The following is a 23,867-nucleotide window of genomic DNA, read 5'->3' on the forward strand; positions in this document are numbered from 1 at the left end:
TGTTTTTTTGGTTTCTTTGGAGGTGTGCGATGAGGCTTCTCGTGCTGGGCGGCACGCATCACGTCGGCCGAGCCGTCGTCGAGGCGGGGCTGGGCCGCGGTGACCAGGTCACCACTCTGAACCGCGGGGTGAGCAGGGCTCCGGAACGCGGGACGGAGGCGCTCGTCGCTGACCGGACCGACCCCGACGCGGTGCGCGCGGCGCTCGCCGGTCGTGAATGGGATGTCGTCGTGGACACGTGGGCGAAGGCGCCCCGCGTCGTCCGCGACTCCGCCAGGCTGCTCGCCGACCGGGCCGGCCACTACGTCTACGTCTCCAGCCGCGGTGTCCACCAGTGGCCCTGGCCGTCCGGCGCCGACGAGAGCGCGCCGCTCGTCGACGGTGACCCGGCCAGCGACGACGACACCGACTACGCCGCGGCGAAGCGCGGCGGGGAGCTCGCTGTTCTGGAGTCGTTCCCCGACCGTGCTCTCCTCGCCCGCGCGGGAGGGATACTGGGTCCCTATGAGGATGTCGGCCGCATGCCGTGGTGGCTGCGCCGCGTCGAAAGGGGCGGACGCGTTCTCGCGCCTGGACCGAGCGACCGGCCCCTGCAGTTCATCGACGCACGCGACATGGCCATCTGGATGCTCGACGCGGCCGAACGCGGTCTTACGGGGCCGTTCACCGTCTGCAGTTGGCCGGGACACACGACGACGGGCGAGCTCCTGCAGGCCGCGGTCGACGTGACCGGCTCGGGCGCCGAACTCGTCTGGGCCCCGCCCGAGTTGCTGGAGGAGACCGGCGTGGGCCTGGGCATGGAACTCGGGCTGCGCTTCCCGGGCGTGCCGGCGCCCAGCGGCATCCACGACGCCGACGTCTCGGCTGCCCACGCCGCCGGGCTGCGGTGCCGTCCCATCCGCGAGACGATCGCCGACACCTGGGACTGGATCCAGGCCGAAGGCGACCCGGCTCCGCTGCCGGACACGCCGCCGCCGTCGACCTGGCTCGACCCGGCTGACGAGCAACGGGTCCTCGCCCTCCTCGACGAAAGGAGCGGGAAAGCCACGTCTCCGTGACTGGGCCACCCGGCGCGACCGGCAACCGGGTGGGCGCGGCCGCGGCGGGCGTTGAGGGGCTACGACGGGGGCCGGACGCGCGGTGACAGCGATGAGCGCGTTCCCCTGGGGGCGCTGGTGCCGCGCCGTGCAACGGTGCGGCACCAGCCCCCGCGTCTGGTCCCGTCGATGTCCGCGCTGCGCCCAGCGTGCCCGGGTTCCGCCGCGTCCGGTCCGGATGACCAGTGTCAGCACCTGCGGGACCACCGCTTCGCCCCCGTCACTCTGGGCCGTATGGGCGGCGTGGGCCGTGCCGCTGTGCGTCCTGCCCTCCGCGCTGTGGCGCCTGACGGTGATCGGCGCGCAACACCCACTGTCCGAAAACCTCCGCTGGTCGCCGTCACGATCGACTACTACCGGCGCCGCATCCAGCGGTGACCACCGGAACCCCGCGGGCACTCGGCGCTGGAGAAGGACGGGCCACGAGGCGCCAGCCATGCGCGCAGGGCGTTCACGTTCCCGGGGTTCACGTCGCGGGCGCTCCAGGCTCGCCGATGCTCGGACCGAACCGGTGCGCGTCGCGCTTCAGGCAGACGCCTGGCGCGTGACTATCCCGATGTGGGGCTGTTGGTCAGCGAGAATGGCGCGACCTTCGACGACACCGTAAGGACAGCGGGCGGTGGTACCGGGAGGTGGCCCGCGGGCCGCGCGCCTGGGCCACCGGATGCCCGGCATGGCCAACGTCGGGGCCGAAGAGCCCTACGAAAAAAGATGGTCTCCCAGATATCTCCCACGGCGGTGTCCGCCTTCCGTGGAGAGATCTGAGAGACCCATCCTGACCTGCGGTGATGCTGGTGGGCGGTACTGGACTCGAACCAGTGACCTCTACCGTGTCAAGGTAGTACGGCGCTCCGGCCGACCTGGACCGATGTGCGGAATTGCAGGTCAGAGGACCTCGTTGGGAGCCGTTCGGCGCCGTTGAGCCCCGTTGAGGCATCTTCCTGTCTCCATTTCGTCTCCACGCCGTCGGCGCGCCGCGGCCGTCTCCACGATCGGCCGAGGTCCATGTGCCCGGTAGTGCTCACCGGTGCCGGGATCCCGCGTATGGCTGATGACCTGCGAAAGGGAGCGAGTGCCCATGTCGAGCCCGGTGTGGTCGCGCTGGATCACCACCGCCACCGTCCTGCTGCTGGCCGCCATCGCGGCCGTGGTCTCCTATGCCCACATGTTCGAGCTGGCCCTGCGCCACGGCGAACCCGCCTGGCGCGCCGGCCTGTTCCCGCTCTCGGTCGACGGCATGATCGTCACCGCCTCGATGGCCTTACTCAGCGACGCCCGCCAGGGAAGGCGCGGGGGAGCGCTGCCCTGGACGCTACTGGTCGTCGGCAGCGCCGCGTCGCTGGCCGCCAACGTCGCGGTGGCTGCCCCGACAGTGTGGTCGCGGGTGATCCACGCCTGGCCGAGCTTCGCCCTGATGGGCGCCTACGAGCTGCTCATGCGCCACTTCCGAGTGGCGGTACGCGGAGAGCGCTCTGCGTACGCAGACGAGAGGTCTGCACGTCACAGTGGGGGTGAGAGCGCTGATGCGGATGTCGGCACTGAAGCCGTTAAGGACGGTGCCGGGGGAGGGCTCCATGCGGTCCCCCCCCGGAGAGCGATATGACTACGGCGCTCGGTCCCACCGGCCCTGGGGGAGTGGACGTTCCGCCCATCCAGCTTGAAGCCTGGCGTTGGGCGTTGGAGCACCAACGTGACGACGGTTCCCTGCCGACCGGCGGCGAGATCGCTGCGGCCTTCGGCCGGAAACAGCGCTGGGGGCGGCTGGTCAAACAGCGAGGCCAGCAAGGAGTTCTGGAACGAAGGGCCGCCTGATCAGGGGACGCTGCTTCCCGGCCGCCGCATGTGACAGGCACATCAGAGCCGGCAGCGATCGACGTGGGCGGTGCCACCTTCCCCAACTCCGTCCCTGAATCGTGTGGGCACAGACACGACCGATCGCGCTTGTCCAAGTGACCCCGCTGGTTGCGTACGCATCACGTGTGCATGCGTACGCAACTCCGAAGGTAGAAACCGCAGCGCATCCCGCTCGGTGGCCTATGTTCAGGACTTGCCCTCGCGTGCCGTGGCCGTGGGAGCACATGGGTGCTCAGGCTGTCGCCGAGCGCGAATAGCACCGTCGCCTCGATCCCCGGATTCGTCTCCAGGGGGTGATGTCCCCGGCGTCGATCACCGTGCGGAGGAGACGCTCCGTGAGGGGCTACAGGTCGGCATAGGCCTGGCGGTGGTGGTCTGCCGACCGCGGCTGCACCAGCGCGCCTGGAGCGCCATGCCGGCGTCCAGCTCCCGCGCTTGACCTGCCCTCATGCTCAACCCGCTGGCGCAGGCCGCGGTACGGGGGTTGACGGTTGCATGGTCACGAGGCATCGGCCCGGTGGCCGAGGACGTTGAGGAACGGTGAGAACTTGCCTTGGCTCGACCAGACCTCGTCGACCACCCACCCCGAGCCGTTGGCGGTCGCGCACAGCTGCGCTTCGCGCCAGTCGGTCCGGTGGTACCGCGCTCCGGTGCGGCCGGCATCCCGCGTGTCCCCGTCGCCCTCGGTAACCGAGAGGAAGATCAGGCCGGCCGGCCTGGTGACTTCGGCGAGCCGGGTGAGCACCGTGGGCAGATCGTCGCGGTCCACGTGCATCAGGCAGGCTTGGGCCCAGATGGCGTCGTATCGCCCCTCCGGGTTGTGTGGATCGTCCAGTTCATCGGTGAGGGGGTCCAGCAGGTCTGCCTCGAAGCCCTGTCCTCGCAGGACCTCGACGAATCCGGGGGTGATGTCGGTGCGCCGCACGCTGAGGCCGTACTCCTCCAGCGCCCGTGCGTCGCGACCGCCGCCGCTGCCGATCTCCAGTACCCGTCCGGACCCTGCGAGCAGCCGGGCGAACCGCGCGCACGTTGTGCGGATGGAGTCCGGCAGTTGAGCCGTCTCGGTGGCGTAGTCCACGGCCGCGGCCTCGTAGGCCGCGATGGTCTCCTGCTTCTGGCTGTCCACGTTCACATCCTGACAGGACCCTCCGACAGGAGGGGTCCTTGAACAGGGGGTGCCGTAGCACTTCCGGTGTCGCGGTAGTCAGGCCGCTCTTGTGACCGGCCCATCTCGGTTTCCGGGTATGTCTGGCGGGTCTCGTGGGTGTTGGGAGCGGGAGTGTCGGGGTGGCGCGTCCAGGGGCGGTCGGCGCGGATCGGCGCGTTGCTCTTGCCCCACTTCACGCGAGGTCGTTCGTGGTCAGCCACTCGTCGAGGTCGGGTCCTGCCTCGGAGACGGTCTCGCCCCGGACGGCGAGCCCGTCGCGGACCTCGGTGTCGGGGAGGGTTCGCCGATAGTCCTCGTCGATGCCGCTCATGCCGCTGACGGCGTAGGTGACGAACGGCAGGACCGTCTTCCCGGCGAGGTCGACGCCATCGATGAAGGTCGACATGATCATCGGTGCGCGACTTCCCCAGACGGGGCTGCCGAGGAGCACGATGTCGTATGCGCTCACGTCCGGCAGCGGGTTCGCGATCGCGGGCCGGGCGTCGTCCTCCTGTTCTCGGGAATTTCGATCGACGGTCGGATCGTAGGCCTCCGGATACGGGTCGGAGGGTTCGATCTCGTAGGTGTCGCAGGCGATGCGGTCGGTGATCATCCCGGCGAGTACTGCGGTGTTGCCGATCTCCAGGTACCGGCGGTCACCGTAGTAGTAGTTCTCGCCGGCGCGGGAGAAGAAGACGAGCAGCACCCCCGCGCCGGATCCGGTCGTCGTTTCGGGACTCGGCGTCGTCTCTGTGCCGCCCCCGATGGAAGGGCGATCCTGCGGGCGCTGCCCGGGGGAGCAGGCGGCGAGGCCTGCGGCGAGAGCGCCGATACCTGCGGTCAACAGCGTTCTGCGGGGTATCGAGTCGGTCATGAGCTCTCCTTGCTGCGGGTGATCTCGAACGGCACGACGAGTGCGAGTGCGGCGGCCAGCGCAATGCCGAGCATGGCGCCGCCCGCATAGGCGTCGGTGGCGCGTGCGCCGAGGGTGGCGGCTCCGATCGCCACGCCGAGGGTGGGGCCGAGTTGGTGGGCGGTGTTGACCATGTCCGCCGCCGCCCTACGTCGCCCGGCCCCGCACCGGCGATCCAGGCCGCGGTGAGCGGTCCGAAGGCGATTCCCTGGCCGAGACCGATGAGTAGGGGTGGCCCGACCGCCCCTTCCAGGAATGTGGTCTCAATGGGCGCCCTCGTCTACGGCATCATCAACGGCGGCGACCACGGCTGGACCGACGCGCTCCCCCTCGTCCCGCTGGTCTGGCACCATCGCACCGCACTGTGCGCCCGGGTGGGAGTCAGCGTTGGTCGGGGTACTGGCAGTGCCTCCCTGCGGACGGAGCCGTGCTGATCCGGAGCGGACCTCTCGCGGCATACAGGGTGGAGCCCCGAAGGTGGAATTCCCTGTGGATTCCCGCTTTTGATGTAGCCCCGCACGCGGTAGCGCTGCGTCGCGGGCCCAGCGTCGTCTTCGCGTCGTAGGGGGAATCCGGCACGAAGGACTCGGCCTTGGCGCGGGCGATCTCCTCGGCCTCGGCCAGCCGTGAGGCGCGGACGAGGGCCTGTGACATGCCTCCGCAGACTCAGCCGGAGTTGCGGAAGGAGTCCTCCATCCTTACCGAGATCGCCTGTTCCGGGTCGGCATCTCGCAGGTGATGTCGGCCGACTTTCCACCCGGCTCAAGCGCGCCCCGCTTGACCGAGGCGGCCGCGAGTTCCATGATCTGCACACTCGCGCGCACGGACTCCGTCAGCGCGACCATGTCGACGCGCGGATCGCGGACGATGGCCTCCCTGACCTCGGGACCGGTGTCTGTGAGCAGATTGACGATGCCGGCGGGCAGGCCGGCCTTGGCGGCGGCTTCGGCGAAGGCGTAGGAGCTGAGCGGGGCGGTCCCGGTGCCTTGCAGCGCGCCGGATACGTGGTGCGCAACGGCCCAGGCGTGCTGGTCGCCCGCCGGCCCACCCGGTTCTCGTCGGGCGGGCCGCGCGGGTTCACGCTTCGGAGATGTCGACCCAGAAGTTCTGGCGGGTGACGTCCTCGGGCTCGGACCCGCCGCGCACGCCGGTGTCGAGCCGGTCGATGGCGGTGAGCTGGTCGGCGGAGAGCTCGAAGTCGAAGACGTCGAAGTTCTCCGCGATGCGCGAGGGCGTCACGGATTTGGGGATCACCTGCCGGCCCTGCTGAAGATGCCAGCGCAGCATCACCTGGGCCGGGGTCCTGCCGTGCGCTTGGGCGATCTCGCCGATGACCGGGTCCTCCAGTGTGGAGCCCTGGCTGCCGTCGCGGTAGAAGGTGATGCCGCCGATGGGCGACCAGGCCTGGTTGAGGATGCCGTGTTCGGTGTCGAAGGCGAGCAGGTCGGACTGGCGGAAGTAGGGGTGCACCTCGATCTGGTTCACCGCGGGCACGACCTCGGTCTCGGCCATGAGCCGCCGGAGGTGGTCGGGCATGAAGTTGCTGACTCCGATCGACCGCACCCTGCCGTCGGCGAGCAGCTTCTCCAGCGCCTGGTAGGCCGTGACGGTGCGGTCGAACTCGCTGGGCAGGGCCTGGTGGAGGATCAGCATGTCGATCTGCTCGATCCCGAGCTTGCCCGCGCCCTTGTCGAAGGCGTGCAGCGTGTCGTCGTAGCCGAAGTCGCTGATCCAGATCTTGGTCTCGACGAAGAGCTCCGAGCGGTCGAGCCCGGAATTGCGGATCGCCCGGCCGACTTCGCGCTCGTTGCCGTAGACGGCCGCGGTGTCGATGTGGCGGTAGCCGGTCGCCAGGGCCGACTCGACGGCGGCGACGGTCTGCTCGGGCGGTGTCTGGAAGACGCCGAAGCCGATGGCCGGGATCTCGACGCCGTTGTTCAGGGTCATGTTCGGAACGGTCATGGCGCCTACGCTAGGTCACCACCGGATGGTGCGGGAGGTACTGGCGTTCCCTGTGTCACCAACCCCTGACAGGCCGCCATCCTGCGGCAACGGGCCGCCCGCGCTCTCGCCTCACGGCTCCCGGCCGTTCCCGCCGGGGCTGGTCCGGGTCGCGGCTCGCAACCGAAGCCGTGTTCTCGTCGGGGCCCTGTCGCGGTCCGGCTGGCCGGCCGCATCGGAGACGACGCCGGGGATCCCGTGTCTTCCGAGCAGGGAGTGTGCCCGGCGACCGGGGTACCGGCGTTCCCTCCCTCATGCCTGAGCGGCCGCCTAGCCTGGGAGCATGGAGCAGGTCGATCATCGCGCCGCGGTCCGCGAGTTCCTCAGTTCGCGGCGGGCTCGCATTACGCCCGCACAGGCCGGGCTGCCGGCCTACGGCGGCAAGCGCCGGGTCAAAGGGCTGCGCCGCGAGGAGGTCGCCATGCTGGCCGGTGTCTCCATCGACTACTACGTCCGCATGGAGCGCGGAAACCTCTCCGGCGCCTCCGAAGAGGTGCTGGACTCTTTGGTGAGCGCGCTACAACTGGACGAGGCCGAGCGCGACCACCTCTTCGCCCTCGCCCGGGCAGCGGGTCCGCAACGTCGGCGCCCGCGGAAGTCGCCGCCGACGAGCGTGCGGCCGGCCGTCCAGCAGGTGCTCGATGCCATCACTGACGCACCCGCCTGGGTCCGCAACGGCCGCCACGACATCGTGGCCATGAACCGCCTGGCCCGCGCCCTCTACTCACCGGTCCTGGCCGACCCGCGCCGACCTGCGAACACGACGCGGTTCGTCTACCTCGACCCGGCTGCCCGCGAGTTCTTCGTCGACTGGGAGCGCATCGCCAACGACGCCGCAGCGATGCTGCGCCTGGAGGCGGGCCGCAATCCGCACGACCGGGCGCTGATCGACCTCGTCGGGGAACTGTCGACGCAGAGCGAGATCTTCCGGCAACGGTGGGCCTCCCACGACGTGCAGTTCCACCGCAGCGGCCAGAAGCGGTTGCGCCACCCGGTCGTAGGCCAGTTGGATTTGAACTTCGAGTCGATGCAATTGCCCTCGGAACCGGGCCTGGTCCTCAACGTCTACACCGCGCCCGTGGACAGCCCCACTGCCGACGGCCTCAAGATGCTCGCTAGCTGGGCCGCCACTCAGGGCCTGACGGATGAGGCGCAGGCTACCGACCAAGGGTGACGGCGATACACCGCCGGCTCGTGCTTCGCCCCGTCACCCCGCTGGGCGGGCGCTCCGCCCAGCGAGTGACAGGGCGCGACCGTGCCGCACCGCGCGCAGCTGTCACGGCGCGGACTCCTCGACGATAGGTGGGCATCGGATCACGGCACGGTCAAGACGATCCTGCCGCAATCGCGGTGGCCCCGTAGGCGTTCCGCGGGCTCGGCAGCATGGTCGAACGGCACTGCACCGTCCATGATCGGCCGGATGCGGCCGTCAACCGCGGCGGGGATGACCTCGTGGGATTGGCCGGCAGTCGGCCGCACCCGTTCCCTTCATTGCCGGCGGCCGGCTGCGGGCGCCGGTCGTTGCGGACGTACCAGCCTCGGCCGGCTACCGGGTAGCAGCCGGTGAGCTCCGCCTCGCGGCCAGGCGGAGATACTCGGTTCAGGGCCGCACCAGGACCTTGAGGGCCTCGCGCTGGTCCATCGCGCGGTACCCGTCAGGCGTCTGCTCCAGGCCGACGGTGCGGTCGAAGACCCGGCCGGGTTCGACCCGGCCCTCCAGAACGTCGGGCAGCAATTCCTCGATGTAGGCGCGGACCGGGGCCGGGCCGCCGGTCAAGGTGAGGTTGCCGCCGAAAAGCGACGTGAAGCCGATCGGCCCCTGGTCGTACTGGGGCACACCCACGCGGCTGATCACACCGCCGGGACGCACCACGCCCAGGGCGGCCTCGTAGGCGTCGAGGTGGCCGACCGCCTCCAGCACCGTGTGGGCGCCGTCGCCCGAGGTCAGCTCCCGCACCCGCTCGATACCCTCCTGCCCGCGCTCGGCGACGACGTCGGTGGCGCCGAAGTCGCGGCCGAGGTCGGTGCGGTCCTTGTGGCGGCCCATCAGGACGATCCGCTCGGCGCCCAGCCGCTTGGCCGACAGCACGGCCAGCAGACCGACCGCGCCGTCGCCGACCACGGTGACGGTGGTGCGCTGGTTCACTCCGGCGGTGACGGCGGCGTGGTGACCGGTGCCGAAGACATCGGCCAGGGTCAGAAGCGACGGCAGCAGGGCGGAGTCCTCGGCCACCGGCAGCTTCACCAGGCTGCCCTGGGCCTGGGGGACACGGAGCGCCTCGGCCTGGGCGGCGCTGAAGAACCCGCCGTGGGGGCAGGAGGTGTGCAGGCCTTCACAGCAGAAGGCGCAGGTGTTGTCGGCGAAGGCGAACGGCGCCACGACCAGGTCGCCGGCCCGGAAACCGGAGACGTCGGAGCCGGTCTCCTCTACTACGCCCAGGAACTCGTGTCCCATGGGCGTGCCCTCGACCGAAGCGGGCATCGACCGGTACGGGTGCAGGTCACTGCCGCATACACAGGAGCGCACGATCCGCACCAGGGCGTCGGTGGGCTCCTGGAGAACCGGGTCGGGCACGTCCTCCACCCGTACGTCCCCGGCTCCGTACATCACGGTTGCACGCATGTGTTGCTTCCTTCGATCGCATGTGAATGTTCGTCCGGTGTCCTCCGAGCGGCACGGCGCCCCACGTCGGCCACTGACCAGCAAACCTGAGCAGTCCCGCGTGCGGGAGTCTCCGATCTTCCAGGTACTGCCGGAACCTCCCTCGTCGCTGCCCGAGGCTCAAACGGCCGGGAAGGGGAGGCTTCCCGGCGCTTAGCTGAAGTCGAGCACGAGGCATCCGCGGACGCCTCCGGCCACCCCTGCGTCTCACCGGTCGATCATGCGCATCTGCTGCTCGTTGTGGTGCTCGCCGGCGGCGGGCGGAAGGCTGTCGAGCTTGGCGAGCTGCTCGGCGCTGAGGTTGACCTGGTCGGCGGCGATGTTCTCCTCGACACGGGAGACGCGCCGGGTCCCCGGAATGGGGGCGATGTCGTCGCCCTTGGCCAGCAGCCAGGCAATCGCTACCTGCGCCGGTGTGGCGCCGACTTCGGCCGCGATCGCCTCGACCTCGTCGGCCAAGCGAAGATTCCGCTGGAAGTTCTCGCCGGTGAACCGCGGGTTGGTGGCGCGGAAGTCGTCGCCGCCGAAATCCGCGGTGGAACGGATCTTGCCGGTCAAAAATCCGTGCCCCAGCGGCGAGTAGGCCACAAAGCCGATGCCCAGCTCGCGCAGCAGCGGCAGCACCTCCGGCTCCTGGTCGCGCGTCCACAGGGAATACTCCGACTGCAGCGCCGTGACGGGATGGACCGCGTGGGCGCGGCGGATGGTGTCGACCCCGGCCTCGGACAGCCCGATGTGGCCGATCTTGCCCTCGGAGACGAGGTCGGACAGGGCGCCGACGGTCTCCTCGATGGGTGTGTTCGGGTCGACGCGGTGCTGGTAGTACAGGTCGATGTGGTCGGTGCCCAGGCGCCGCAGGGATCCTTCGACCGCGGTGCGGATGTTGGCGGGGCTGCTGTCCAGCGTCCATTCCCCGCCGCCGGTGTGGGAGACCAGGCCGAATTTGGTGGCCAGCACCACCTGGTCGCGGCGGCCCTTGAGGGCTCGCCCGAGAAGTTCCTCGTTGGTGTAGGGCCCGTAGATCTCGGCGGTGTCGATCAGGGTGACGCCCAGGTCCAGTGCCCGGTGGATGGTGCGGATTGACTCCGCGTCGTCGGTGCCCGCACCGGTGTAGGCGTGGGACATCCCCATCGCGCCCAGGCCGATGCGCGAGACCTCCAGACCGCCCAGTTTGATGTGCTTCACAATCGCCGTCCCTTCATTGAATGCGGAGTGGATGCCGCCCGAAGCGGGTGCCGGACAGTGGGGGCGCCGACTCGTGCGGACCGCTCACTGCTCGGCAACCTGGCCGTGAAAGCGTGCGCGGCCCGGCCGCGGTCCCCGTGGGTGCGGCCCAAACATCTGCGGGCTCGCTGGTCCGCGGGTGTGGTCGAACGCCCGTCCGGACTCGAACCTGTTGCCCAGCACATCGGGCAGCAGCTTTCGCTGGCTGCGTTCCGCCGAGGCGCCCGTTGGAAGAGGAACACAGAGCCGCCGTCGGCTACCCCTGTCGCATGCGGCTACCCACCACGTAACCAGGCGTTTGCGCGCGTGCGGGAGGGTCTGTTGAGCCGGGTAACGGCAGACACCCCCACAGCGGGTTTCGGAGGGAAGGAGGCGGTATCGAGGCTCGAAGGGCCGGAGCGATGGACGGTCACCGTGCCGTCGGGGCGGGCTCCGCGGCGTGCTGGCGGGGCTGTTCACTGCCTGGGCGATTGTGCCGCGGCAGGAAGGCCGCCATCGTCAGCGGCGGCCGCCGCGGCGGCGCCGATCGCCATCATGGTGCGGAAGCCGTCCTGGGTGGGCACCATCGTCTCTCCGAGCGGCACCGTCATCTGGGTGAGGACGGCGGCGGCCACAACGCTGGCGGTGGAGGTGCCGATGGAGCGCTGGGGTTTGTGTCGGAGGGGGACTTGAACCAATTTCCTATACCCCCTCGACCCGCCGCCCGGACTTCTCCAATGCGCGGGTCCGGCTGTCCACCACGCTGACCCTGCCGGGGCGGTGATCTGTGATGGATTCTTCCCGCTGGTCCCGCTGGACAACCATCGCCGCGGTACTTCTTCTGGCCACGATCGCGGCCGTCGTCTCCTACTCCCACATGTACGATCTGGCACTGCGCCACGGCGAACCCGCCTGGCGCACCGCCCTGTTCCCACTGTCGGTGGACGGAACGGTGGTTGCGGCGTCGATGACGTTGTTGTCCGACGCCCGCCAGGGACGCCGAGGCGGGCTGCTGCCGTGGAGCCTGCTGATCGCGGGCAGCCTCGCCTCGCTCGCGGCCAACATCGCCGTGGCCGATCCCACCGTGTGGTCGCGCATCATCCACGCCTGGCCGAGTTTCGCGCTGATCGGGAGCTACGAGCTGTTGATGCGCCAGTTCCGGGCGAGCGCCGCTTGCGTACGCAATGCACACGGTGTGTCACGAACACGGAAGGGAGCTTGGTATGTAGGCACGAGTTCTTGGATGTGGTGCTATGCGAAAGATGAAGGATGGTTGGCCCTTCGGCGTCGCCCTGCGGGGGGAGGCGTCAAACCGCCCACTGCTGCGTTAGCTGACGACTGTCGTGGTGAGCGATGTGGGAAACGGCGCCCGGTTGAGGCGTCAGGTGGGGACCAGGAAGACGCGCGCAAACCCTTGGAGGAGGATCCGGGGGTCGCTGTTGACGTGTCGTTACTGCGTTCGAGGTGGCATCGAAACCGGGGCCGCGGGTGTGCCCTGGGAGGAGTCTGGCGGGGGCCCGCTGACTGGCCAGATGGTGTCCGGCATGGAGGCGGCGTGAGCCTGGTCTGCGGCTTTCGCATGGAACGTGAGAAGGCGCGTCCCGACAGAGCCGCCCAGTGGGGTGGCTCGCGGGAGCCGGTCAAGCGGGCAGCACCCGCAAGACCCTGAGTACCGGTGCGGGACGCGCTGGCGGACCGGCCCGTAGTAGCCGTGACGCTCCTGCTAGGCGGGTGGGGGCCGAGCCAAGGGGCCGGGCTGTTGGTGGTGTGTTCACGCCTGTCAACCAGGATGCCTGGGAGGAACGAGCCGTGGACGGACTGACGTCGGCGGGAAAACCGTTCGAGATCTCCAAGTGGGAAGTGGTGGAGGCCTATCGACGCGTGAAGGCCAATCAGGGCGCGCCCGGGGTGGACGGGGCCACGATCGAGGACTTCGAGGCCGATCTGAAGAACAACCTCTACAAGATCTGGAATCGGATGTCCTCGGGCTCCTATTTCCCCGCGGCGGTCAGGCGGTGGCCATTCCCAAGCCCACGGGGCCGGGACACGGGTGCTGGGTGTGCCCACCATCGCCGACCGGGTGGCCCAAACGGTGGTGGCCATGCACCTGGAACAGCGGGTGGAGCCGATCTTCCACCCGGACTCCTATGGCTACCGGCCCGGCCGCTCGGCGCTGGAGGCGGTCGCGGCCTGCCGCAAGCGCTGCTGGAGCTACGACTGGGTGCTCGATATCGACATCCAGGCGTTCTTCGACAGCGTGGACCACGAGCTGATGCTGCGCGCAGTGGCGGCCCACACCGATGCGCGGTGGGTGCTGCTGTATGTGCGGCGCTGGCTCATGGCCCCCATGCGCCGGACCGACGGGACCATGGCGGAGCGCGACCGGGGAACCCCCCAGGGCTCTCCGGTCTCGCCCGTGCTGGCCAACCTGTTCATGCACTATGCCTTCGACCGGTGGATGCGGGAGAACTTCCCCGCGGTGCCCTTTGAGCGCTACGCCGACGATGCGGTGCTGCACTGCGCGAACCAGCACCAGGCGCACCGGGTGCGCCAGGCGCTGGCGAGGCGGATGCAACAGGTCGGCCTCACGCTGCACCCGGACAAGACCCGGATCGTCTACTGCAAGGACGCACGCCGCCAGGGCGACCATGCCCACACGGCGTTCACGTTCCTGGGGTTCACGTTCCGGGCGCGGGAAGCACGCGACAAGCACGGGCGCGGCTTCACCGGGTTCCTGCCCGCGATCAGCAAAGACGCCCTGACCAAGCTGAGCCGGCAGGTGCGCTCCTGGCGCATCCACCGGCGCAGCGGCCATGAACTGGTCGAACTGGCCCGCAGGATCAACCCGATCGTGCGGGGCTGGATGCAGTACTACGGCGCGTTCTACCGCACCGCGCTGCATCGGCTTCTCCTGCGCATCAACGCCTACCTGGTGCGCTGGATCCGCAAGAAGTATCGACGGTACCGGTCGTCCCGGAAAGCCACGGCGTGCTGGCGACGCATCATCGCCCAGCACCCCCGGCTGTTCGCCCACTGGGCCTGGGTCACCGGTTTCCGCTGATCACAACGGCAAGAGCCCGGTGACGGGAGACCGTCACGCCGGGATCTGTGGGGGCCCGGGGGTGAGAATCCCCCGGGCTACCCGACCCGTGCGTACGCAACCAGCGGAGTTGGCACGCGACACCGCTCGCTGACGGAGACCGCGTTGAGGTGTGGCTAGTCGCAGGGCCATCACCGTTGTCTCCGACTAAGGGGGCGCCAGGGGAGGAATGCTCACACCGCCGACGAGATCCTGGAAAGCGTGGCCGCCTACTGCAACCGAATCCCCAAACGAACTAATCAATCAGGACACTAGCGTGGCACAATCCGAACACCCTCGTACTCGTTTAGGGCCCGGAGTTCATCATCCAGCCGGTCGGCGTCTGCCAGGCGAGAATGCACAGGCCAGGCACCGTGGCAGTGGCGCTTGACGACCATCGCCGAGCGCGCGGACGCCTGCGCCTCAATTGCTAACCCGTGACAGAGGTGCAGGTTACGCGGCTGGGATGTTCTGGTTCACGCGGAACAGGTTCGTCGGGTCGTAGCTGGCCTTCGTCCCGGCGAGGCGGTCGTAGTTGGCACCGTAGGTGGCCCGGATGCGGTCGCCGCCCTCGTCCATCATGAAGTTCACGTAGGCGCCGCCCATACTGTAGGAGCGCAGGGCCTCCCAGTACGAGCGTGCCCAACTGGTGACGGTCGCTGCCTTCCCGGGGTCGGGGTCGATGCCGGCGATGACCATGGACCATGTGGCGTCGCGGTAGTGGAACGCCGTGTCGCCGGCGCCGACGCGGTGGACGGCGCCGTCGACCGGGTAGAGGTGCATCAATGAGAGCTCGGACGGTGACGCGGCGGCGTGCTCGAGGTGTGCGTCGATCGCGTCGTCGGGGAGTTCTCGGACGAAGTCGCCCTTCCAGTACCACTGCATGCCGGACGGCAGGAGTGGGTCGAACATGCTCTGCAACGTCGGGTAGGGCATGGTCGTCACTCCGTCGAGAATGGGCGGGGGCAGCTCGTTGCGGATGGGCGCCATGGCCGCCTCCGCCTCGCCGGCCGGCCCGTCGTAGCAGGAGATCAGCGCACAGATCCGCCGGCCCCACAGCTCGGCGGGGAACGGTGCGGTCGACGGGACGGTCTTGAGTCCCAGGAAGGGGGAGAGCGCCTCGGGAGCCTGTGGCAGGAACTCGCGGTACCAGGACATCACCTCACGGGCGTCGGCCAGGTCCCAGAAGATAGGTCCCGCGTAGACGTCGCGGACCGGGTGTGCCCGGTAGGAGAAGCTGGTGACGACCCCGAAGTTGCCGCCGCCCCCGCGCAGTGCCCAGAACAGGTCCGGGTGCTGGGTTTCGCTGGCGGTGACGAAACTGCCGTCGGCCAGCACGATGTCGACTTCGATGAGGTTGTCGATCGTCAGCCCGTGTCTGCGCGAGAGGTAGCCGTGGCCTCCGCCCAAGGTGAGTCCGGCGATCCCGGTCGTGGAGAAGATCCCGGCCGGGTAGGCCAGCCCGAAGGGATGCGCGGCGTGGTCGACGTCGCCTTGCGTGCACCCGGCCTCCGCGCGGATGGTGCGGCGGCCGGGGTCGACCCGCACTCCCTTCATCGGCGAGAGGTCGATCACGAGGCCGTCGTCGCAGCTGCCGAGGCCTGCGCCGTTGTGTCCACCGCCCCGGACGGCGACGAGCAGGTCGTGGTCGCGGGCGTAGTCGACCGCGGCGATCACGTCGGCGACGTTGGTGCAGCGCGCGATCATCGCGGGCCGTTTGTCGATCATGCCGTTGTAGAGGCGGCGGGCGTCGTCGTAGTCGGGGTCGGTGCGGTCGATGAGCTGGCCGCGCAGGAGCTCGCCGAGCCCCGCGACCGTGGTCTGTGCCGTCATTTCGTCCTCCGTCGGGTCAGGCAGGAGCCACGCGGGCCGTGGTCTGCAGGTAGGTGTTCTCGACTACGGCGGTGCCATCGGTCGCGCGGTTGTAGCGGTGGAAGATCTCGGTCAGGTCCCGGATCAGGCCGTCCCGCCCGTCGGGCCCGACCCGTTCGAGAGCGCTGAGCGTGGGGCCGAACCAGGTGGAGAACACCTCGACCGCGTGCTCGACCGAGCGGTAGTACTGCAGTGCCGGCTGCGGTTCGCTCGTCAGCGCGGACACGCCGTGGTCGAGCAGTTGCCGCATCCCGTCCTCGGTGCCCCATCGCAGCGGCGACTCGATGCCGGGCGGTGGCGGGGCGTGGCGCGCGTGGGTGGCGAACAGGTCACCGCTCCAGCCGGTGGGCATCGGGCTGGCCAGCCCGATCCGGCCACCCGGCCGGCAGACTCGAAGCAGCTCGTTCGCGGCACGCTCCTGGTCGGGTGCGAACTGCACGCCGTAGACCGACAGCACCACGTCGAAGTTGTCGTCGTCGAAGGGCAGGTCCTGGGCGTCGGCGACTCGCAGGTCCAGCTCGTACCCCTCGGCGGCCGCGCGCGTCCTCGCACGCTCGAGTAGGTCGGGGACGTAGTCGATGCCGGTGACCTCGGCGTAGTGGCGAGCGGCGACCAGCGCCGCGGTGCCGCTGCCGCAAGCCACGTCCAGGACCCGCTCGCCCGCATGGAGGCCGACCGCCGGGCACAGCCGCTCGGCCATCACGACGTTGTGCCGGGCGATCTCGTGGAAGTCGCCGCGACTCCACGTCTTCCGTTGGGTGTCGGTCACCGTCCGGTGATCGGTGGCTTTGGTGGTCATAGCGATACTCCCGCTTCGTGGTTTTTCGCCCCAGCGGTCCGTTGGCCGGCGCTGGGGCTGTCGTCGCTGAGCCCATCGGCGATGCGTTCGGCGAGCATCAGCGTGGGCAGATTGGTGTTGGCGCGAGGGATGGCCGGCATGATCGAGGCGTCGGCGAGCACCAGGCCCTCGAGGCCGTGCAGGCGGCCCGCCGCATCAACCACGGCGCCCTCGCCGGGATCGGGCCCCATCCGGCAGGTCCCGACCGGGTGGTGGTAGGTCCGCGCCTGCCGTAGCAGGTCGGCCCGAAGCCCGGCATCGTCACCGCCCTCGGCGCCGGGCTGGAGCTCCGAACCCACCCGCGAGCTCAGCGGATCGGTCTGGAGGATCTCGCGGGTCTGATGCACGCCGGCGATGAGGCGCTGCAGGTCGTGGGGATGGGTGAGGTAGCCCGGGTCGATGGCAACCGGTGTGGCCGGGTCGGCCGAGGTCAGCCACACCCGCCCCCGCGAGGCCGGGTCGAGCAGGCCCACGGCCACGGGCGCGAGCTGCATGCCGTCGCCGACGTGGCGGGCGTCAAAGGGGCCGGCGGCGAACAGGTGAAGGTCGGGTGGACCCGTGGCGCCGTCGCTGCGTGACGTGACCATGGCCTGGTAGTGGGGGCGCGTCGCCGGCTCGGCGTGAATCGGGACGTCGACCGTGACCAGCACGTGGTCGACGAGGTTGTGTCCCACACCCGGCAGATCCACGACCGGGTCGATCCCGAGCACGCGAAGCTCACCCGCGGCGCCGATTCCCGAGCGCAGCAGCACGCCAGGACTGGCATAGGCCCCGGCGGCCAGCACGACCAGGTCCGCTCCGATGACCTCGCCGTCGGCCAGACGCACGCCTTGGGCGCGTCCGCCCGCGATCTCGAGCCGGTCCGGCTCGTGGCCGCGCACGGTGAGATTGGGTCGTGTCCGGGCAGGCTCCAGGTGGGTCAGGGCCGCGCTCATCCGCAACCGGTCGTGCGTGTTGACCGGCAGGGGCCCCGCCCCCACCGACCCCGGCTCGTTGTGGTCGGACACCACGGCATGCCCGACTCGGTGCGCCGCTGCCAGGAACGCGCGTGTGAGCTCACTCTGCTCGTCGGGTGCGTAACGGCGCACCGGCACCGGCCCTTCCGCGCCGTGCCACGGGCGATCGCCGAAGTCGAGGTCGGTCTCCAGCCTGCGGAACCCTTCCAGTGCCTCGGCCCAGCCCCAACCGGGGTTGCCTGCGGCCTCCCAGACGTCGTAGTCCTCGGCGACGCCCCGCAGCGCGAACGTGCCGTTGACCGCGGAGGAGCCCCCGACCAGCCAGCCGCGCGGCAGCGGTGTCGTCGGTACGCCGCCGTCGGTCCGAGGGGTGCTCGACCAGCCCCAGTCGTGGCTGAGGCTGCGGTCGGAGGGCAGCCGGCTGCCGTCGGCGATGTCGATCGGCAGCTGCCGGCGGGTGGGGTAGTCGGGACCGGCCTCGAGCAGCAGCACCTCCCGCGAGGGATCCTGGCTGAGGCGTGCCGCGAGCACGCACCCCGCCGAGCCCGCGCCGATCACGACGACGTCGTACCGCCTCGCAGCATGCTCGGTGTCCATCCGCTGTCCTTCGAGCCTGGTCAGACGAGCTGACGCTCGGGTAGGTCCACCGCCCGCCTATCGCTGATCGCGACGTAGGTCTGCGTGCTGGTGACCTCGAACAACCCCGACGCTACGAGGGCAGGCTGGGTGGCCTCGTCGCGCATCTTGGCCATCTTCTGCCGAGCGTCGATGGTCAAGATGGACCATGCGCACGGTCGGTGGTGCGCGTCAGGCGAGGTCGTGCTCGATGGCGAACGTGGCGGCCGCGGTCCGTGACGAGACGCCGAGCTTGGTGAAGATGTTGCTCAGGTGTCGTGCGACCGTGTGTTTGCTGACGACCAACTCCGCGGCAATCTCCCGGTTGGTGCGCCCCGAGGCGACCAGGGACAGCACCTCGCACTCCCGCTCCGTGAGGCCCCTGAGTGCGTCCCGGTCGCCCAGCATCGCCGCTATCCGCGTCGCGTCCGCGGTCGCGCCCAGGCGCTCCAGCTGCCGGTGCGCGGCCCGCAGCTCCTGCTCGGCTCCCTCGCGATCGCCCAGCGCCCGCGTCGCGAGACCGATGAGCGAGCGGGTCTCGGCGACCTCGCAGGCCAGCTCGAGGGCCCGCCAGGACGCGGCCGCCGGTCGTAGCTGCGCGAGCGCAGCCTCCGCGTCGCCTTCCGCAAGCCGCAGCCGTCCGTGCGCGGTCGCCGCGGCGGCGGCCAGCGCGTCGCTGGGGACCTCGTCGGCGACCGCGGCCATCTGCTCGCACATGGTGCGGGCGGTGTACAGTTCTTCGGTGACCAGGGCGACCTCGAGGCGGGCGGCCAGCAGCGTCATCTGCTGGAACGGCGGGCGACCGGGGACGGCCAGCGCGGCCCGCAGTGACGACGCAGCCTCGTCGACACGCCCCTGCTCGAGCCGGATCCGCGCCAGGCCGGGCTGGGGGTCGTGGCCGAGCTCGCGGGCTTCGGCGAAGGCCGCTTCCGCCGCGTCCAGCTTGCCCTTGCGGCGCAGGACCTCCCCGGTCACGTAGTAGGCCTCGCCCGCGAGCCGCGGCTCGAACTCCATCATCTCCGCGCACGCGCGATGCGCCTGGTCCTCGGCCGCGTCGAGCTCGCCGCGCAGGCTCATCACCTCGACCTGCCGGACCCGGCACAGTCCGTGGTACGGGGTGGCCTCGGGCAGCGACGATGCCCAGCGCCACGCCGCCTGTGCCCACTGGCCCGCACGCTGAAGGTCGGCGACGCTCATACACATCCCGATGACGAAGCAGTACACCCAGCCCGTGAAGTGCGGGTCGAGCTCACCGGCGCCGACCGAGGTCATGACCTCGTCCAGCAGCAGGACGCCGCCGTCGACGTCGTTGCGGGCCAGGCAGCACAGGCCCTGCCAGGACATCCCGAGGGCGGTCAGGTTCGGATCGGCGAACCGCTGACCGAGTTCGACCGCCCACCTGGCGTGCTGGGCGGCCTGTTCTACCTGTCCCTGGCCCAGTGCCTGCTCGGTCTGGCTGCACGCCAGGTAACCATGCTCGACGCCGACCGGTTCGTCGGCGAGCTGCCGGTGGGCGCGCTGGAGCCACCCCGACGAGGTGGTCGAATCGCCCCGAAGGCCGTAGCGAATCGACAGCAGCCAGGCGGCGTACGCCGCGCGACGGGGCTCCTGTGCAGCGACGAATCCGGCGAACGCCCGTTGGCGCAGGTCGATCTCTTCCTCGACCCGGCACCGCCACCACGCACAGTCGGCGAACAGCTCGAGATCTGCCGGGCCGAGTGCCGACACGTCCGCGAGAGTGAGCAGCTCGTACGCCTCCCGCCATCGCGACGACTCGGCGAGTCGACGCACCTCTTCCAATCGGCGTTCCGACCCCTGCCCCATGGCCACCTCCTGCCGTCCTCGTACAGGAACTCAACCCAAAGACTACGGTCGGCGCTGTGCCCCTCTGTGGAACGTTCATGTCCAGCAGATCGCCCACAGCGTCGTCAACGCCATTGGCCACCCCGCAGATCATCTAGCGGGGGTGAGGACTCGATTGCACCGGCCTACGACCAATTCCGACACTGACCGCATGTTGCCGGCCACAATCGCCCGCCTCGAGGCTCCCCGCGCCGACGTACTCGCCCTCAGATTCAGTGCGATGCCTGGGCGTGGGCGCTGGCTCATCGCCGCGAGGACGGGTCCCTTCCTACAGGTGAGGAGTTGGCAGCTCAGTTCGGCCGCAAACCCAGGTGGGGCCGACTTGTCAAACAGAGGGGCGAACAGGGGCTCCTGACAACCACCGATGCGATGGCGGGCGAGTCCGACGGAGGTCTGGTGGTGACCTCTACCGTGTCAAGGTAGTCACGCCGTCTTCGTGACCAGCCTGCCTCGGTGTCCGGGCAGGTCAGGTGGGTCTCTTGGGAGTCGTTCGCGGCCGTTGGGGGAGGGTGGGCGCGGTTCCCGTCTCCCATTCGTCTCCCACCGCGTCGGGCCTGAGGCGCTGTCTCCCACTTGGATTCCGGCGTTCGGGCCCTTATCACGCACGGTAGCTTGGCCGCGGGCGGCTTCCTCACCGTTCCTTCCACCAGGGAAAAGAGTGAGTGACCCGCCATGCACACCTCCTCGGTATCGCGCTGGACCACCGTCGCCACCGTCTGCCTGCTGGCCGCGATCGCCGCGGTCGTCTCCTACGCCCACATGTTCGAACTGGCCCTGCGCCACGGCGAACCCGCCTGGCGCGCCGGCCTGTTCCCGCTCTCGGTCGACGGCATGATCGTCACCGCGTCCATGGCGTTGCTCAGCGACGCCCGCCAGGGGAGACGCGGGGGAGTGCTGCCGTGGACCCTGCTGATCGTCGGAAGCGCCGCATCGCTGGCCGCCAACGTCGCGGTGGCCGACCCGACGGTGTGGTCGCGGGTAATCCACGCCTGGCCGAGCTTCACGCTAATGGGCGCCTACGAGCTGCTCATGCGTCACTTCCGCGTGGCGGCCCGCGGAGAACGCGCCGCGCACGCAGACGATGAGCCACTCGGAATGAGCGACAGCTCCGCCTCAGACCGGGAAGGGGATACCAGCGCTGCAGGTATGCAGGACTGCACAGGCGGAGTGCTCCATGTTGTCGGGGAGGAAAACGGTGCGGCTCCGAGACTTGGCCTTGTTGAGCCTGGGGGAGTATCCGTGCCACCCGTCCAAGTCGAGGCCTGGAACTGGGTGCTGGACAATCGGCGCGACGACGGTTCCCTGCCGACCGGAGGCGAGATCGCTGCGGCCTTCGGCCGGAAGCAGCGCTGGGGCAGGCTGGTCAAGCAGCGCGGACAGCAAGGAGCGTTCCGGCAGAGGGTCGCATGACTCCCGTACGGCTTGTCGTGCAGCGAGGAGGAAGTGCTTGCTTGGACCGAAATGACGCATGCTCACTAACTGGGATTTCGGAGCATCGGATTAGAAGTCCGCGGAATAGCTTCCGCCCACGGCCGAAAAATACCGCTGCCTGCCATTTTGTCCACTGCACCTTGCCGCCAATACCGAACCTTGACGCCGCGTGCCGCTCGCGTCCGTGGCAGCCGAGTACCGACGGAGCACCAAACTCTCGCTTGAAGCTTCCGGGCGAGGGGAAGTTGTGCGACGGCGAAGACCAGTGGACTAACTACCGATTCATGACAATGCCACTGCAGTACAAGCGTCCTCTACTCTGCCTCCAATTCGCCTCGGAGACTACGGACTCCCTGCAATGCATCCGCATATCTGTTTGGAGAACACGTGTAGAGGCTCTGATATATACTGGCGGCTTCGGTGATGGTTTGTAGTGCCTCCCTGGGCCCGGCCGAGGGCGGCAAGTTGGTTGGCCTGGTTGTTGAGGCTCCGGGCGAGTTTGGGGCGGTGGGCGTCGGGACGCTGCTGGGCCAGTTCTCGGTAGGTGGTGGTGGCTTCGGTGATGGCCTCCAGCGCCTCCCCGGCCCGCCCTAGGGCGTTTCTTCTGGATCATCCATCTGTTACCCGGCTGCACGGATTGCGCGCTGCGCCGGAGCGAGACGAGCCCGCTGGGCGACGGGCGGCTTCAGGGCAAGGGCGCTGTCATCGTCCGCCAGGAGCGGACGGGCGCCCGCGGATTCCGTCCAGGAGGTAAGTGGTGCGGCGGTCGTAGTCGTCCCGGGGAGGCCGCTTGCCGTGCTTGAGGGCGAGGGCGTTGTCGACGACGAGTGCGTGGAGGTCGCCCGCCGTGAACTCCGGCCGCAGCGCACCGGAGGGCCGCGCCGCTGCGATGAGTTCGTCGTTGGCCTCGCTTCCGACCCGGCAGATGTCCATGAGCTGCTGCGAGTGCGGATATGTCTGCAGTAGGACGTCGTTGACGGCGGGCTGGCGGTACTGGAGGTCCCGGATCGCGGTGAGGTAGTAGGTGATCCGCTCGCCGATGTCGTCAATGGTCCGAGTGTGGTCGATGACGGCGAGCAGTTCCGTGGCGACGACCTCTTCGATGACGGCCTCGATGAGGCCGATCCGCCCGCCGAATCGGTTGAAGATCGTGGCCTTGCTCACCCCTGCCGCTTTGGCGACCTCCTCCAGCGGGACGGTCAGGCCCCGCCCCTGGAATGCGCCGATCGCGGCGGCGCGGATCTGCTCGGAACTGCGCCTGGCGTCGGCGCGCATCCGGGATTCCGAAGGCACCGCACCGGCCAAGGCCCTCACCCTCTCTCGCTGTCGCCCAGCGTCGTAATTTGACTCCCTCGGTCAGGTTACCTACGGTCGTCGACGGAAGAGAAACTGACCGGAACGGTCAACTTATGATTCCGCCCACCACCAAGACGGACACTGTGGGCACGCAGGAAGAGGCCAAGAACATGATCGTTGTAACCGGCGCTACCGGCGGGCTGGGCGGCGCCACCGTTGAGCACCTCCTCAAGCGCATACCCGCCGACCAGATCGGCGTCAGTGTCCGCGACGCCGCCAAGGCGCAGCACTTCGCCGACCGCGGCGTGCGCGTGCGGCAGGGCTCCTACGCGGAACCGGCCGCGCTGCGCGACTCATTCGCCGGTGCCGAGCAGGTCCTTCTGGTGTCCGGCAACGACCCGGCCGCCGACATGGTCAGCCTGCACCGCTCTGCCATCGAAGCCGCCGTCGAGGCCGGCACCCGGCGGATCCTCTACACGAGCCAGCAGGGCGCCGTCCCCGGCAACCCGTATCGGCCGTCGGACATCCACATCCGCACCGAGGCGATCCTCGGCGACTCCGGTGTCGCCTGGACCGCACTGCGCAACGCCGCCTACGGCCCACTCGACCAGGTTCTCGGCCCGTGGCAGCGGACCGGCGAGATCGCCCAGCCGGAAGACGGCCCTGTCCCGTATACCGACCGTGTCGACATAGCGGAGGCCACTGCGGTCATCCTCGCCGGTACCCGCTCCTTCGACGGCCCCGTCACCCTCACCGCGCCGACCGCCGTCACCTTCGACGATTTCACCAAGATCGCCTCTGACCTCACCGGTCGCACCATCAAGCGCATCGTCCTGGACGACGAACATTGGGTTGCCAACCAGATCACGATCGGCGTCCCGGAGCAGATGGCCCGACTCATGCTCACCTGGTACCAGGCCGCCCGCGCCGGCTACTTTGCCGAAGCCGACCCGCTGCTGGCCGAACTCCTCGGCCGCGAGCCCCGCACCGCCGCTGACCGGCTCGCAGCCCACCTCGCCACCTGAAGATTCTTCTCGATC

General features: G+C 69.4%; 21 protein-coding genes and 1 pseudogene. 8 read left to right on the forward strand and 14 right to left on the reverse strand.

Going from position 1 to position 23,867, the window contains the following annotated elements:
• The first annotated feature begins 29 nt into the window (after positions 1-29).
• Positions 30-1,058: an NAD-dependent epimerase/dehydratase family protein gene (locus F4561_RS06870; RefSeq protein ID WP_184575886.1), complete on the forward strand. Its 1,029-nt coding sequence runs from the start codon at positions 30-32 to the stop codon at positions 1,056-1,058.
• Between the two features lie 1,117 nt (positions 1,059-2,175).
• A pseudogene (locus tag F4561_RS06875) lies at positions 2,176-2,909 on the forward strand (DUF2637 domain-containing protein).
• A 541-nt stretch (positions 2,910-3,450) separates the two neighbouring features.
• On the opposite strand, the gene F4561_RS06880 reads toward F4561_RS06875, so the two are convergent.
• The 3 genes from F4561_RS06880 to F4561_RS06890 form a co-directional block, all read right to left on the reverse strand.
• Positions 3,451-4,077 carry a class I SAM-dependent methyltransferase gene (locus F4561_RS06880; RefSeq protein WP_184575888.1) on the reverse strand — a complete coding sequence of 209 codons (627 nt, stop codon included), beginning with the start codon at positions 4,075-4,077 and terminating at the stop codon, positions 3,451-3,453.
• 214 nt (positions 4,078-4,291) lie between these two features.
• The gene (locus F4561_RS06885; RefSeq protein WP_184575890.1) at positions 4,292-4,972 is read right to left on the reverse strand and encodes a flavodoxin; all 681 of its coding nucleotides are present in this window, start codon (positions 4,970-4,972) and stop codon (positions 4,292-4,294) included.
• Positions 4,969-5,145: a hypothetical protein gene (locus F4561_RS06890; protein ID WP_184575892.1), complete on the reverse strand. Its 177-nt coding sequence runs from the start codon at positions 5,143-5,145 to the stop codon at positions 4,969-4,971. Before F4561_RS06890 ends, F4561_RS06885 begins: the two co-directional genes overlap by 4 nt.
• A gap of 132 nt (positions 5,146-5,277) precedes the next feature.
• Between F4561_RS06890 and F4561_RS06895 the strand changes: the two genes are divergently transcribed.
• Positions 5,278-5,445, forward strand: a complete 168-nt coding sequence (locus F4561_RS06895) for a hypothetical protein (RefSeq protein ID WP_184575894.1) — start codon at positions 5,278-5,280, stop codon at positions 5,443-5,445.
• Positions 5,446-5,709: 264 nt separating this feature from the next.
• On the opposite strand, the gene F4561_RS06900 is transcribed toward F4561_RS06895, so the two are convergent.
• Both F4561_RS06900 and F4561_RS06905 read right to left on the reverse strand, forming a co-directional pair.
• Positions 5,710-6,003, reverse strand: a complete 294-nt coding sequence (locus F4561_RS06900) for an aldehyde dehydrogenase family protein (protein WP_184583310.1) — start codon at positions 6,001-6,003, stop codon at positions 5,710-5,712.
• An 85-nt stretch (positions 6,004-6,088) separates the two neighbouring features.
• Positions 6,089-6,973 (reverse strand): aldo/keto reductase, encoded by an 885-nt coding sequence (locus F4561_RS06905; protein ID WP_184575896.1) that lies wholly within the window; start codon positions 6,971-6,973, stop codon positions 6,089-6,091.
• Between the two features lie 322 nt (positions 6,974-7,295).
• On the opposite strand from F4561_RS06905, the gene F4561_RS06910 reads away from it, so the two are divergent.
• Positions 7,296-8,186, forward strand: coding sequence for a helix-turn-helix transcriptional regulator (locus F4561_RS06910; protein ID WP_184575898.1), 891 nt, complete (start codon positions 7,296-7,298; stop codon positions 8,184-8,186).
• A 426-nt stretch (positions 8,187-8,612) separates the two neighbouring features.
• Here the strand turns inward: F4561_RS06910 and F4561_RS06915 are convergent, their stop codons facing one another.
• The 3 genes from F4561_RS06915 to F4561_RS06925 all read right to left on the reverse strand — a co-directional run bounded on the left by F4561_RS06915 (position 8,613) and on the right by F4561_RS06925 (position 11,575).
• Positions 8,613-9,635, reverse strand: a complete 1,023-nt coding sequence (locus F4561_RS06915; RefSeq protein ID WP_184575900.1) for a zinc-dependent alcohol dehydrogenase family protein — start codon at positions 9,633-9,635, stop codon at positions 8,613-8,615.
• A 246-nt stretch (positions 9,636-9,881) separates the two neighbouring features.
• Entirely contained in the window at positions 9,882-10,859 is a 978-nt protein-coding gene (locus F4561_RS06920; RefSeq protein ID WP_184575902.1) for an aldo/keto reductase, read from the reverse strand.
• Between the two features lie 494 nt (positions 10,860-11,353).
• Positions 11,354-11,575, reverse strand: a complete 222-nt coding sequence (locus tag F4561_RS06925) for a hypothetical protein (protein ID WP_184575904.1) — start codon at positions 11,573-11,575, stop codon at positions 11,354-11,356.
• Between the two features lie 92 nt (positions 11,576-11,667).
• Here F4561_RS06925 and F4561_RS33165 point away from each other — a divergent pair, with 92 nt between their 5' ends.
• Positions 11,668-12,546 (forward strand): DUF2637 domain-containing protein, encoded by an 879-nt coding sequence (locus tag F4561_RS33165; RefSeq protein ID WP_281384039.1) that lies wholly within the window; start codon positions 11,668-11,670, stop codon positions 12,544-12,546.
• A 381-nt stretch (positions 12,547-12,927) separates the two neighbouring features.
• A complete protein-coding gene (gene ltrA, locus F4561_RS06935) occupies positions 12,928-13,938 on the forward strand; it encodes a group II intron reverse transcriptase/maturase (protein ID WP_312885176.1) in 1,011 nt (336 codons plus the stop codon).
• Between the two features lie 471 nt (positions 13,939-14,409).
• On the opposite strand, the gene F4561_RS06940 is transcribed toward ltrA, so the two are convergent.
• Genes F4561_RS06940 through F4561_RS32375 form a run of 5 tightly spaced genes read right to left on the reverse strand, consistent with a single transcriptional unit; the run spans position 14,410 to position 20,061 of the window.
• Positions 14,410-15,789: an FAD-binding oxidoreductase gene (locus F4561_RS06940; RefSeq protein WP_184575906.1), complete on the reverse strand. Its 1,380-nt coding sequence runs from the start codon at positions 15,787-15,789 to the stop codon at positions 14,410-14,412.
• A gap of 16 nt (positions 15,790-15,805) precedes the next feature.
• Entirely contained in the window at positions 15,806-16,627 is an 822-nt protein-coding gene (locus tag F4561_RS06945) for a class I SAM-dependent methyltransferase (protein ID WP_184575909.1), read from the reverse strand.
• Positions 16,624-18,219: a GMC family oxidoreductase gene (locus tag F4561_RS06950; protein ID WP_184575911.1), complete on the reverse strand. Its 1,596-nt coding sequence runs from the start codon at positions 18,217-18,219 to the stop codon at positions 16,624-16,626. The genes F4561_RS06945 and F4561_RS06950 overlap by 4 nt, the downstream gene beginning before the upstream one ends.
• Positions 18,220-18,239: 20 nt before the next feature.
• Positions 18,240-18,398: a hypothetical protein gene (locus F4561_RS06955; RefSeq protein ID WP_184575913.1), complete on the reverse strand. Its 159-nt coding sequence runs from the start codon at positions 18,396-18,398 to the stop codon at positions 18,240-18,242.
• 31 nt (positions 18,399-18,429) lie between these two features.
• Positions 18,430-20,061: a LuxR family transcriptional regulator gene (locus F4561_RS32375; protein WP_184575915.1), complete on the reverse strand. Its 1,632-nt coding sequence runs from the start codon at positions 20,059-20,061 to the stop codon at positions 18,430-18,432.
• A gap of 711 nt (positions 20,062-20,772) precedes the next feature.
• Here F4561_RS32375 and F4561_RS06965 point away from each other — a divergent pair.
• Positions 20,773-21,510, forward strand: a complete 738-nt coding sequence (locus F4561_RS06965; protein WP_184575917.1) for a DUF2637 domain-containing protein — start codon at positions 20,773-20,775, stop codon at positions 21,508-21,510.
• A 723-nt stretch (positions 21,511-22,233) separates the two neighbouring features.
• On the opposite strand, the gene F4561_RS06970 is transcribed toward F4561_RS06965, so the two are convergent.
• The gene (locus tag F4561_RS06970) at positions 22,234-22,836 is read right to left on the reverse strand and encodes a TetR/AcrR family transcriptional regulator (protein WP_221445391.1); all 603 of its coding nucleotides are present in this window, start codon (positions 22,834-22,836) and stop codon (positions 22,234-22,236) included.
• 161 nt (positions 22,837-22,997) lie between these two features.
• On the opposite strand from F4561_RS06970, the gene F4561_RS06975 reads away from it, so the two are divergent.
• A complete protein-coding gene (locus tag F4561_RS06975) occupies positions 22,998-23,852 on the forward strand; it encodes an NmrA family NAD(P)-binding protein (RefSeq protein ID WP_184583312.1) in 855 nt (284 codons plus the stop codon).
• Positions 23,853-23,867 lie beyond the last annotated feature (15 nt).

This window comes from Lipingzhangella halophila, from assembly GCF_014203805.1.
Taxonomy (GTDB): domain Bacteria; phylum Actinomycetota; class Actinomycetes; order Streptosporangiales; family Streptosporangiaceae; genus Lipingzhangella; species Lipingzhangella halophila.